Annotated in this window: 12 protein-coding genes and 2 pseudogenes; 5 read left to right on the top strand and 9 right to left on the bottom strand. The window is 73.0% G+C overall.

What is annotated here, in order from left to right; translation table 11 throughout:
* The 3 genes and pseudogenes from ABZV94_RS27245 to ABZV94_RS27235 form a co-directional block, all read right to left on the bottom strand.
* Nucleotides 1-353 (bottom strand): annotated as a pseudogene (locus tag ABZV94_RS27245) (hydrolase); the annotation flags it as partial.
* A gap of 219 nt (nt 354-572) precedes the next feature.
* A pseudogene (locus tag ABZV94_RS27240) lies at nt 573-662 on the bottom strand (AraC family transcriptional regulator); the annotation flags it as partial.
* Nucleotides 663-770: 108 nt separating this feature from the next.
* Nucleotides 771-1,739 carry an aldo/keto reductase gene (locus ABZV94_RS27235; RefSeq protein WP_356344749.1) on the bottom strand — a complete coding sequence of 323 codons (969 nt, stop codon included), beginning with the start codon at nt 1,737-1,739 and terminating at the stop codon, nt 771-773.
* 139 nt (nt 1,740-1,878) lie between these two features.
* Here ABZV94_RS27235 and ABZV94_RS27230 point away from each other — a divergent pair, with 139 nt between their 5' ends.
* The gene (locus ABZV94_RS27230) at nt 1,879-2,751 is read left to right on the top strand and encodes an endo alpha-1,4 polygalactosaminidase (RefSeq protein ID WP_356344746.1); all 873 of its coding nucleotides are present in this window, start codon (nt 1,879-1,881) and stop codon (nt 2,749-2,751) included.
* A gap of 46 nt (nt 2,752-2,797) precedes the next feature.
* Here the strand turns inward: ABZV94_RS27230 and ABZV94_RS27225 are convergent, their stop codons facing one another.
* The 3 genes from ABZV94_RS27225 to ABZV94_RS27215 form a co-directional block, all read right to left on the bottom strand.
* Nucleotides 2,798-2,998 (bottom strand): ferredoxin, encoded by a 201-nt coding sequence (locus ABZV94_RS27225; protein ID WP_356344744.1) that lies wholly within the window; start codon nt 2,996-2,998, stop codon nt 2,798-2,800.
* A gap of 12 nt (nt 2,999-3,010) precedes the next feature.
* On the bottom strand, nt 3,011-4,240 hold the full coding sequence (locus tag ABZV94_RS27220) for a cytochrome P450 (protein ID WP_356344742.1): 1,230 nt from the start codon (nt 4,238-4,240) through the stop codon (nt 3,011-3,013).
* Between the two features lie 143 nt (nt 4,241-4,383).
* Nucleotides 4,384-4,839 carry a nuclear transport factor 2 family protein gene (locus ABZV94_RS27215; protein WP_356344739.1) on the bottom strand — a complete coding sequence of 152 codons (456 nt, stop codon included), beginning with the start codon at nt 4,837-4,839 and terminating at the stop codon, nt 4,384-4,386.
* A 212-nt stretch (nt 4,840-5,051) separates the two neighbouring features.
* Here ABZV94_RS27215 and ABZV94_RS27210 point away from each other — a divergent pair, with 212 nt between their 5' ends.
* The gene (locus tag ABZV94_RS27210; protein WP_356344738.1) at nt 5,052-5,501 is read left to right on the top strand and encodes a nitroreductase family deazaflavin-dependent oxidoreductase; all 450 of its coding nucleotides are present in this window, start codon (nt 5,052-5,054) and stop codon (nt 5,499-5,501) included.
* An 85-nt stretch (nt 5,502-5,586) separates the two neighbouring features.
* On the opposite strand, the gene ABZV94_RS27205 is transcribed toward ABZV94_RS27210, so the two are convergent.
* Entirely contained in the window at nt 5,587-6,501 is a 915-nt protein-coding gene (locus ABZV94_RS27205) for a cation diffusion facilitator family transporter (protein WP_356344736.1), read from the bottom strand.
* A gap of 412 nt (nt 6,502-6,913) precedes the next feature.
* On the opposite strand from ABZV94_RS27205, the gene ABZV94_RS27200 reads away from it, so the two are divergent.
* Both ABZV94_RS27200 and ABZV94_RS27195 read left to right on the top strand, forming a co-directional pair.
* Nucleotides 6,914-7,930 carry a glutathione S-transferase C-terminal domain-containing protein gene (locus ABZV94_RS27200; protein WP_356344733.1) on the top strand — a complete coding sequence of 339 codons (1,017 nt, stop codon included), beginning with the start codon at nt 6,914-6,916 and terminating at the stop codon, nt 7,928-7,930.
* Between the two features lie 28 nt (nt 7,931-7,958).
* The gene (locus ABZV94_RS27195; protein WP_356344730.1) at nt 7,959-8,261 is read left to right on the top strand and encodes a DUF4235 domain-containing protein; all 303 of its coding nucleotides are present in this window, start codon (nt 7,959-7,961) and stop codon (nt 8,259-8,261) included.
* Between the two features lie 106 nt (nt 8,262-8,367).
* On the opposite strand, the gene ABZV94_RS27190 is transcribed toward ABZV94_RS27195, so the two are convergent.
* Together ABZV94_RS27190 and ABZV94_RS27185 are read right to left on the bottom strand one after the other, a co-directional pair.
* Nucleotides 8,368-8,760, bottom strand: a complete 393-nt coding sequence (locus ABZV94_RS27190; protein WP_356344728.1) for a VOC family protein — start codon at nt 8,758-8,760, stop codon at nt 8,368-8,370.
* Between the two features lie 52 nt (nt 8,761-8,812).
* Nucleotides 8,813-9,277, bottom strand: a complete 465-nt coding sequence (locus ABZV94_RS27185) for a pyridoxamine 5'-phosphate oxidase family protein (protein ID WP_356344725.1) — start codon at nt 9,275-9,277, stop codon at nt 8,813-8,815.
* A gap of 183 nt (nt 9,278-9,460) precedes the next feature.
* On the opposite strand from ABZV94_RS27185, the gene ABZV94_RS27180 reads away from it, so the two are divergent.
* Nucleotides 9,461-11,086, top strand: coding sequence for an amidohydrolase (locus ABZV94_RS27180; RefSeq protein WP_356344723.1), 1,626 nt, complete (start codon nt 9,461-9,463; stop codon nt 11,084-11,086).
* The last annotated feature ends 6 nt before the right edge of the window (nt 11,087-11,092 follow it).

The following is an 11,092-nucleotide window of genomic DNA, read 5'->3' as shown; positions in this document are numbered from 1 at the left end:
GCCGCGGCGCGGGCGCCGGTGCCGTCCCCGGAGCGCAGGGCGGGGTGGAGGAGTTCCTGGCGGCCGTCGGCGTCCCACTCGGCCGCGAGCCGGCGGACGGCGACCAGGACGTGGGGCCGCCAGGCGGCGGTGGGGCCGGAGTGCCGGAGGGACGCGCCGAACAGCCGGGTGAAGGCGGCGGTGGTGAGCATGCCGGCGGCGCGCGGTCCGTCGGTGCACAGCCGGGCGTAGGCGAAGGCCGCCGCCCAGTGCCGGTCGAGGAGTTCGCCGACGGGGTGCAGGGCGGGCGACGCTCCCGTCCACTTCTTCAGTTCGGCGCTCAGCTGCTCGTCCGACAGGCCTGCGTCGGTCACGGCCGAATTCCTCCAGAGGCATTACGGGAGTTAGTCCATACCAATCGGTACGGTGAGGTCGTGGCAGCTCGAACGTCCGCCTGAGGCGGCACTTTTACACAGTCGGAGACGCCGCAACAAGCGATCTCCCGATTCTCGGGATTTCCCCACCGGGATTTTCGCTATTGACGTTTCGTCAAGGGCCGTCATTTCCTCCCTTTACCGCCGTCCGCCCGCCCGATAGGGGCTCGGAAATCCGCAGGCCGCCGCCACCCGTTCCACCGTCAGGTCGGTGACCTCCAGCAGCCGGGCCGCGTGCCGCAGCCGGGCGGTGGCGCTTCGGCGTCACGATGCCGGGGACGCCGGTGCCGCTGCCGTGGAGCGAGGGCGGGGGTCCGTGCGGCACGGAGTTCGCACCGCACGGACCGCACGGAACGGTCAGTGACCGCTGATCGCACGAGGCGAGTACGGCCGCTCCAGTTCCTCGATCTCCTTCTCGCCGAGCCTCAGTTCGACGGCGGCCACCGCGTCCTCGATGTGCTGCGGCTTGGCGGCGCCGACGATCGGTGCCGCCACCGTGTCCTGGTGCAGCAGCCAGGCGAGGGCCACCTGGGCGCGCGGCACGCCCCGCTCGCCGGCGATCCGGGTGACGGCCTCGACGATCGCGTGGTCGCTGGCCAGGTAGAGCCGGCTGCCGAAGTCGTCGTTCGCGCTGCGCTCGGTCACCGCGCCCCAGTCACGGGTGAGCCGGCCGCGGGCGAGCGGGCTCCACGGCAGCACGCCGACACCCTGGTCCGCGCACAGGGGGAGCATCTCCCGCTCTTCTTCCCGGTAGAGCAGGTTGTAGTGGTTCTGCATGGACACGAACTTGGTCCAGCCGTGCCGCTCGGCGGTGTACTGCGCCTTGGAGAACTCCCACGCGTACATCGAACTCGCCCCGATGTAGCGGACCTTGCCCGCCTTCACCAGGTCGTGCAGCGCCTCCATCGTCTCCTCGATGGGGGTCGCGTGGTCGTAGCGGTGGATCTGGTAGAGGTCGACGTAGTCGGTGCCGAGGCGGCGCAGGCTGTGGTCGATCTCGCTCATGATGGCCTTGCGGGACAGGCCGGCCCCGTTGGGACCGGGCCGCATCCGGCCGTTCACCTTGGTGGCGAGCACGATCTCGTCGCGGCGGGCGAAGTCCCGCAGGGCCTTGCCGACGATCTCCTCGCTGGTGCCGTCGGAGTAGACGTTCGCGGTGTCGAAGAAGTTGATGCCCGCCTCAAGCGCCTGCCGGATCAGCGGGCGGGACGCCTCCTCGTCCAGGGTCCACTCGTGCGTGCCGCGGTCCGGCAGTCCGTAGGTCATGCAGCCCAGACAGATCCGCGAGACGTCCAGGCCCGTGGAACCGAGCTTCACGTACTGCATCGTTGCTGCTCCTGCCTTCGGGACGATGGTCACGGCCGAGCCTACGACCTGACGCGGGGCGGGCTTGACGTACGGGCCGCGCGGGCGATGGGATCCTGACACGTACCGCGCCGCCCGGCGTGGGCAGGACGGAGCGGACGTGCCCCGCACGGGTGTTCACCGCGCCGCGGGGCCGCGCACGGCCCCGGGCGCCCTGGCAGCGGCCCTGATCGTCGCGGTGTCGGCGCTGTCCGGCTGCGCCTTCGGCGAGCGGGGGGAGGACGGCGCGCCGCCGCGCACCACGCCGCGGCTGCCGCCGCGGCACGCCGGGTTCGACTACCAGATCGGCGGTGCCTATCCCCCGCCCGCGGGCGTGCGGATCGTCAGCCGCGACCGGTCGGACTCCCCCGCTCCGGGCCTGTACAACATCTGCTACGTCAACGCGTTCCAGGCCCAGCCCGCCGAGCGCTCCTCCTGGCCGGCCGACCTGCTGCTGCGCGACGCCCGGGGCCGGGTGGTGATCGACGAGGACTGGGACGAGCCGCTGCTCGACATCGGCAGCCCGGCCAAGCGGGAGCGGGTGGCGCGGCGGGTGAACCGGTGGATCGACGGCTGCGCGGACAAGGGCTTCGACGCCGTCGAGCCCGACAACTACGACAGCTGGACCCGCTCCCACCGGCTGCTCACGGCGTCCGACGCGACGGCGTTCATGCGCCTGCTGTCCCGGCACGCCCACACCCGGCGGCTGGCCGTCGCGCAGAAGAACACCGCGGAGCTGGCCGGGCGGCGCGAGCGGGCCGGGCTGGACTTCGCGGTGACGGAGGAGTGCGGACGGTACGACGAGTGCGAGGTGTACGCGAAGGCGTTCGACGACCGGGTGGTGGACGTCGAGTACACCGACGCCGGCCTGCGCGCGGCCCGCGCCCGCTGGGGCGACCGGCTGAGCATCGTCCGCCGGGACCGGGACGTGTCCACGCCGGGCAGCGCCGGGTACGTCCGCGAAGGGGGCCAGGGCGGTCGCCGCGCCCGGTGATCGTCCGGCGGTACGGCGGTGCGGGCGCCGTACCGCCGGACGGTCGTCAGCCGGCGCTGTCCCGTACGGTGATCGCGCTGACCGGGCAGGCACGGGCCGCCGCCCGGACCATGGGGTCGCCCCCGCCGTCCTCGTGTCCGGGCACGAGCGTGCTGTAGCCGTCGTCGTCCTGGGTGAAGACGCCCGGCGCGGCCAGCGCGCACTGCCCGGCGCCGATACAGACGTCTCTGTCGATGTCGATGTGCATGAGCGAAGCCTCTTACCAGGTCACGGGGAGTTCCAGCATTCCTTGGATCGTGTCGCCGGGCTTGAAGGGAATGTCCTCCGCCGGCACGGCGAGCCGCAGCTGCGGCAACCGGGTGAACAGGCTGCCCAGGGCGATCTCCAGTTCGGCGCGGGCGAGGTTCTGGCCGAGGCACTGGTGGATGCCGAAACCGAAGGCGACGTGGTGGCGGTCGGCGCGGTGGAAGTCCAGGGCGTCGGGGTCGTCGTACACGGACGGGTCGCGGTTGATCACGGACGTCGAGAAGAGCACGCCGTCGCCGGCCCGGATCGTGCTGCCGGCGATCTCGATGTCCTCCAGCGCCACCCGCTGCAGTCCCTCCGCGATGGAGAGCATCCGCATCAGCTCCTCCACGACGGCGGGCAGCAGCGCGGGGTCGGCGCGCAGCTCGGCCAGCCGGCCGGGGTGCCGGAGCAGGGTGTAGGTGCCGAGGGAGATCATGTTGGCGGTGGTCTCGTGACCGGCGACCAGCAGGATGATGGCCAGTGACACGGCGTCGGCGCGGTCCAGCTCGCCCGTCCGGAGCCGGTCGTGGACCAGCTCGTCCAGGATGCCGTCGCCGGGCTCGGCCTGCGCGGCCTTGGCGTCGATCAGTCCGCCGAGGTAGTCCTCCAGCCGGTTGCGGGCCTCCACCGTGTCGGCGGCGGTCGGGCCGCGCAGCAGCCGGCGGGACTGCTCCTCGAAGAACTCGTGGTCGGCGTACGGCACGCCGAGCAGGCCGCAGATCACCATGGACGGCACGGGCAGCGCGAAGGCGGAGACCAGCTCGGCGGGCGGGCCCTGGGCGATCATCGCGTCCAGCAGTTCGTCCACGATCCGCTGGATCCAGGGGCGCAGTGCCGCCGCGCGTTTGACGGTGAACGACGGGATCAGCATCCGCCGCTGCCGCTGGTGCTCGGGGTCGTCCAGCCCGAGCAGGGCCACCCTGCGGTCGCGGCCCGCCAGGAACCGGGGCGTGGGCACGGGGAAGCCGGGGCGACGGCGCTCGGTGGACAGGCGGGGGTCGGCGAGCAGGTCCCGGGCGGCGGAGTACCCGGTCACCAGCCAGACCTCGCGGCCGTCGTAGAGGGTGACGCGGGACAGGGGGCGCCCGTCGCGCAGCGGGGCGTAGCCGGTGGGCGGATGGTAGGGGCAGGTGCGGTCCTGGGGGAAGGCGACGGGGTCGGGCGGGGCGGCCGGGCGGGAGAAGTCCGTCAGTTCCGTCATGGGAAGACCTCGCAGACGAAGAGGTGCGTCGTGCCGATCTTCATTAGATGCCCCAGGCACCTATGGGTCGACGCCAAGTTCGGCCACTTCGGTGACCTTCGTCATCTGGCCGAAGTACCCGGGGTCCGACGGGCGGAAACCGGTCACGTCCGGGTGCCGTGCTCGCCGGGGGCGAAGGCGCGGGCGACGGCGAGGCTGTCCTCGTACACGTGGTGCCGTACGACCAGGCCGTCCCGGACGGTCAGGTGCAGGGCGAACCGGGCGGCGTAGGCGCGGCCGGTCGGGGCGGCGGTCTGCCGGATGACGCCGAGCACGACCGCGTCCTCGCCGTCGGCCAGAACGCGCTCGACGGTGGTGCCGGCCTGCTCCGGGACGTGGTGGGCGGCCAGCTCCCGGTAGTGGGCGGCGGCGTCGGCACGCGTGGCGCGGTGCCGGATCCACGGCGTGTCCGCGCGGCCGTGTTCCTCCTCGGGCCAGTCCAGCCGCCAGTCGCAGCCCTCCGCGTACAGCTCGGCGATCCGCTCCGGATCGCCCTGGCCGATCCTGTGCAGGAGTTCCCGGACGGCGGCGCGGGTCGCGGCGGTGCGGTCGGCGGACATGGGTGGTTCCCTCCCCGGGTGGGCGGTGATCCGGACGCGGACCACTGTGCCGCGCGCGGCGGGAGGGCGCGATGACCTCGGAGGTAATCACCGCGGACGGACGGCGATCACCCGGTCGGGCGAACGGCGCCACGGTACGGATGAATCGCGGCGCCACCGGTGTTGTCGCGGTGGAAGGCAGCCGTTTGGACCGACGAAGGGAACGGAATCCCATGCCTCTTGAGGGCGAGTACGAGCCCAGCCCGACGCAGTGGGTGCGCGAGCAGGTCGAGTTGTACGAGAGCTCGGGCGGGACGAAGGGGACGACGCTGCTCGACACCGGTCTGCCGGTGATCGTGCTGACCACCCGCGGCGCGAAGAGCGGGAAGATCCGCAAGACGCCGTTGATGCGGGTGGAGCACGAGGGCCGGTACGCGGCGGTCGCCTCCCTCGGCGGCGCGCCCAAGCACCCGGTGTGGTACTTCAACGTCAAGTCCGACCCGCATGTCGAGCTTCAGGACGGTCCGGTGAAGCGGGACATGCGGGCCCGGGAGGTCACCGGGGCGGAGAAGGCCGAGTGGTGGGAGCGGGCGGTGGCCGCGTACCCGGCGTACGCCGACTACCAGAAGAAGACGTCCCGGGACATCCCGGTCTTCGTGCTGGAGCCGCTCGACGAGAGCTGACGCCGGTTCAGGCCGGGGAACGCCCCGTTTCAGAAAAATCTGTTCCGGGGAGGTGTGAACCGGCCTCCGGGCGGGCACTCGTGCGTCAGGCCCCGCCGCGTTCCCCCGTCGCGGCGGGGCTCTCTCGTGCCTCGCCCGCCGGCCGGTCGGTGACGTCCAGGAAGATCTGGTCGGTGTCGGGGAACGTCCGGGCGAGGGACCGCTTGATGCGTACGGCGACCTCCTCGACCCGTTCGCTGTCCAGGCCCGGCACCAGGTCGACGCGGGCGGCCACCAGCGTGGAGTCGAGGCCCATCTTCATCGTGAACAGCGCCTCCACGCTGTCGATCTCCGGTTGCGCGCGCAGCAGCGCGCGGATCCTGCCGCTCAGCTCCGGGTCGGCGGCCTCCCCGATCAGCTGGGCGCGGGCGTCGCGCCCGAGCCGGTAGGCGACGTAGACCAGGAGCAGGCCGATCGCCAGCGAGGCGGACGCCTCCCAGACGACCTGCCCCGTCACCATGTGCAGGGCCATCCCGGCCAGGGCCAGGGTCACGCCGAGCACCGCCGTGCCGTCCTCGGCGACCACCGTGCGCAGCGCCGGGTCGCGCAGCGCGTCCAGACCGCCGCCCTGCCGGCGCACCTGGTGCAGGGCCCGCAGCAGCGAGACGCCCTCGGCGACCAGGGCCACGCCCAGCACGATCAGGCCCGCCACATAGCCGCTGAACTTCTCCTCGGCGCCGCTCCTGAGGGCCTCGACGCCCTGGAAGAAGGAGAAGCAGCCGCCCATGACGAAGATGCCCACCGCGGCGAGCAGGGACCAGAAGAAGCGTTCCTTGCCGTAGCCGAAGGGGTGCCGGGTGTCGGCGGGGCGGCGGCTGCGGCGCAGGGCGGCCAGCAGGAAGACCTCGTTGAGGCTGTCGGCGACCGAGTGCGCGGCCTCCGACAGCAGCGCGGGCGAGCCCGCGAGGACGCCGCCGGCCGCCTTGGCGACGGCGATCACCAGATTGGCGGCGAGCGCCACGAGGACGGTGACCTTGGTGTGCCGGTCGCCCTTGGCCCCGGCTCGACCACCGGGGCCGGCGCCGTCGTCGGTGCGCGCGGGCTCCGCCGGACCCTCCTGGGCGTGCGATGCCGGCGCCCCGTCCGGGGACTGTGCCGGCGCCCCATCGGAAGCCTGCGCGCGGGCCGGTGCCCTGTCCGAGGCCGGTGCGCGGGCCGGTGCCCCGTCCGAGGCCGGTGCTCCTCGCGCGCCGTCCCGGGCGTGTGGTGTCGGTCGTGTTCCGTTGGTCTCGGCCGTCCGTGCGGCCGGCTCCCGTTCCGAGGATGTCCCGCTCATCTCTCGCCGATTGCCCCCGACCGGACGGCTCAACCGTGCGATCCGGGTGAAACGGGGAACGCGGTGGCCAGGACCACCCGTGCGGCGAGGAGGAGACATGGGCGGCGACGGCAACCGCGCCTACGGACACCGGACGTTCAGCCGGTCCAGGAGCCACTTCCGGGACCGGATCACCGCCGACGGCCGGGACGGCTGGCCGGTCGAGGGGGACCGCTACCGGCTGGTGGTCTCCCGTGCCTGTCCGTGGGCGAGCCGTGCGGTGATCTCCCGCCGGCTGCTGGGGCTGGAGGACGCGCTCTCGATGGCGGTCGCCGATCCGCTCCAGGACGACCGCAGCTGGCGGTTCACCCTGGACCCGGACGGCCGGGACCCGGTGCTCGGCATCAGGTTCCTGAGCGAGGCCTACGACAAGCGGGAGACCGGCTACCCGGGCGGGGTGAGCGTGCCCGCGATCGTGGACGTCCCCAGTGGACGGCTGGTCACCAACGACTACCAGCGGATCACCCTGGACCTGGCCACCGAGTGGACGGCCCTGCACCGCGCCGGCGCGCCGGACCTCTACCCGGCCGACCGGCGCGACAAGATCGACCAGGTGATGGCCGAGGTCTACGAGGACGTGAACAACGGAGTGTACCGGGCCGGGTTCGCCACGCACCAGAAGGAGTACGAGGAGGCGTGCACGGCGGTGTTCCGGCGACTGGAACTGCTCGGCGAGCGGTTGTCCGGGCAGCGGTATCTGGTCGGTGACACCCTCACGGAAGCGGACATCCGGCTGTTCACCACGCTGGTCCGGTTCGACGCGGTCTACCACGGCCACTTCAAGTGCAACCGCTGGAAGCTGACGGAGCACCCGGTGCTGTGGGCGTACGCCCGGGATCTGTTCCAGACGCCGGGGTTCGGCGACACGGTGGACTTCGACCACATCAAGCGGCACTACTACCAGGTGCACACCGGTATCAACCCCACCGGCATCGTGCCGCTCGGCCCGGACCTCGCCGGCTGGCTGAGCCCGCACGGCCGCGCGGAGCTGGGCGGCCGGCCGTTCGGTGACGGTACGCCGCCGGGACCGGTGCCCCCGGGCGAACGGGTGGCCCCGCAGGGACGGCCCGCATGAGGGGCGATCGACGAGGAAGTAGACACACATGGCCAAGAACAAGAAGAAGAAGCTCCCTCTCGTCTACCAGCCGGTCGGATTCGTGCTCAGCTGGGCGGGCGGTGCGCTGGCCGGAATGGCCTTCCGCAAGGCGTGGATGGCGATCCGGCACGAGGAGGACGCCCCCGACGCCCTGGACCCGGACCGCAGCTGGGGTGAGATCCTGCTGGCCGCCGCGGTCCAGGGCGCGATCTTCGCGGTGGTGCGCAGCGCCGTGGACCGCACCGGCGCGAAGGCCATCGCCCGGTCGACGGGTGTGTGGCCGGCGGCCGACAAGGGCGGCCGGGACTGACCGGACCGACCGCCCCCCTGCTCCGGCGCCCCGGCCGATCCCGGTCGCGGCGCCGGGGTTCATCTTTTCCTCGGCACCCCCGCCTGCGCCCCCGCGGCGCCGCCGGTCACCCCTGCTTCGGTGCGGTCGCCGGCAGCAGGCGCAACGTGAAGGAGTGCCCGGCGGGGTCGGCGTAGCCCCTCTCCTCGTACGGGCCCGCCGCGTCCCTCGTCTCGATCGGCCGGCCGCCGAGCCCCACCACGCGTCGCTCCGCCTCGTCCAAGTCCTCGACGAGGAAGTCGAGATGGACCTGGAGGGAGTTCTCCGGGCGCGGCCAGCTGGGCGGGGTCGCGTTGACGTCCCGCCGGAAGGCCAGCCGGACGCCGTCGGCGCCCCGGACCTCCACGAGGTTGGCGGACGCGTTCGTCCGCTCTCCGTCCAGCAACTCCCTGTAGAACTCGGCGAGTTTCTCGGGCTCGGCGCAGTCCAGCACGACCACGCCCGCTTTCACCAGTGTCATCGGTCCTCCCGGGAAGTGTCCTCTTCCCAGCGGATATCCCGGGCCCCCGGATTCAGTCGGCGGGCAGCCACTGTCCGTCGCGCATCAGTTCCCGACCGCGCCGTTCGCCCTCCTCGCGCCAGGCCTGGATCCGCTGCGGGAAGACCCGGAAGTACAGGTGGCGGGCGGGCAGTCGGCGCGGGTCGAAGCCGGTCTTCCCGGCGAAGACCTCGGCGTCCTCCTCGGGCAGGTCCTCGGGGGTCACCGCGCGGACGCCGCCGTCGACCAGGACGACGTCCCGGGTGGGGCCGATGCCGAGGCGGGCGCGTCCGGTGGCCACGAGATTGCGGCCGGTGGTGCTGTCCGCCGGGACGGCGATCAGCAGGCAACTGCCGTCCCACACGAACGACAGCGGCACGAGGTACGGCGCTCCGCCGTCGGGACCGGCGGTGGCGACCCACGCGTCGACGTCGTGTTCCAGCCGGTGCAGGGTGTCCTTCTTGCGCTCTTCGGCGGTGCGGGGCGGGGGCGGGGTCATGACGTGCGGCCTCCTCTGTGTGATCGTTCTGATCAGTGTGGCCGTGGCCCCCGGTCCGCGCGCGCAGTCAGCCGCCGAAGGCGTGTCCGGGCGGCGGGACGGGGGGACCCCACGAGAACACCGTCCACCTGTCCGGCACCCGTCCTGCGACCACCTCTCCCCCGACCGACCCGGAAAGGCGTCATGCACCCTGATCTCCTCTTCACCGGAGGCCCCGTCCTCACCCCCGAGGGCCGTACGGCGACCGCCGTGGCCGTCACCGGCGACCGGATCACCGCCGTCGGCCACGCCGGGCTGCGCGAACTCGCCGGGCCCCGTACGGAGGTGGTCGATCTCGCCGGGCGGCTGCTGCTGCCCGGCTTCCAGGACGCGCACGTCCATCCGGTGCCGGCCGGGCTCGAACTGTCCCGGTGCGATCTGACCGGTGCGACGACGGCGGAGGCGACCGTGGCCGCCGTACGGGCCTACGCCGACGCGCATCCGGAGCGGGAGTGGATCCTCGGCGGCGGCTGGTCGATGGAGGCGTTCGCGGGCGGCACGCCGACGAAGGAGCTGCTGGACGCGGTCGTCCCGGACCGGCCGGTGTACCTGCCCAACCGTGACCACCACGGTGCCTGGGTGAACAGCCGGGCGCTGGAGCTGGCCGGCATCGGCCCGGACACGCCCGACCCGGCCGACGGGCGGATCGAGCGGGACGCCTCGGGCGCGCCCGCCGGCACGCTCCAGGAGGGCGCGATGCAGCTGGTCGGCCGGCTGGCCCCGCCCGCCACGGCGGCCGACCGGCTGGCCGCGCTGCTGCACGCCCAGCGGCATCTGCACGCCCTCGGCATCACCGCCTGGCAGGACGCGCTGGTCGGCGACTTCCTCGGCATGGACGACCCGGCCGAGGCGTATCTCACCGCGGCGCGGGACGGTTCGCTCACCGCCCGGGTCGTGGGTGCCCTGTGGTGGGACCGGGAGCGCGGTGCCGAACAGATCCCCGAACTCGTCGAGAGGCGCGCCGAGTCGAGCCGGGGGCGGTTCCGGGCGGGCACGGTGAAGCTGATGCTCGACGGCGTCGCCGAGAACCACACGGCCGCGCTGCTCGACCCGTATCTGGACCGGTGCGGCTGCGTCACGGCCAACCGCGGCACGAGCTTCATCGATCCGGAGCGACTGCCCGGATACGTGACCGAGTTGGACGCGCTCGGCTTCCAGTGCCACTTCCACGCGCTGGGCGACCGGGCCGTACGGGACGCGCTGGACGCGATCGAGGCGGCCCGGTCGGCCAACGGCCCCAGCGACACCCGGCCGCACCTCGCGCACCTCCAGGTCGTGCACCCGGACGACATACCCCGCTTCGCCCGGCTCGGCGCCACCGCGACCGTCCAGCCGCTGTGGGCCGCGCACGAGCCGCAGATGGACGAGCTGACGATCCCGTTCCTCGGCCCCGAACGGGCCGCCCGGCAGTACCCGTTCGGGGCGTTGCTGCGCTCCGGGGCACGGCTCGCCGCGGGCAGCGACTGGCCGGTGAGCAGCCCCGATCCGCTCCAGGGCATCCATGTCGCGGTCAACCGGATCGAGCCGGGGGGCACCGGGCCGGTGTTCCTGCCGGACGAACGGCTGCGCCTGACCGACGCGCTGACGGCGTACACGGCCGGGTCGGCGTACGTGAACCACCTGGACGACGCCGGCCGGGTCGCCGTGGGCGCGCTCGCCGACCTGGTGGTCCTGGACCGCGACCCGTTCACCGGGGCGCCGGAGTCGATCGCCGGGACGACGGTGGCGCTGACCTATGTGGGAGGCGAGTGCGTGTACGCCGCGGAGTGAGCGTGG

The organism is Streptomyces sp. NPDC004658 (assembly GCF_040609555.1).
In the GTDB taxonomy this organism is placed as follows: Bacteria; Actinomycetota; Actinomycetes; order Streptomycetales; family Streptomycetaceae; genus Streptomyces.
The sequence above is the reverse complement of the archived record's forward strand: the minus strand, read 5'-3'. Positions and strand labels throughout refer to the sequence as shown.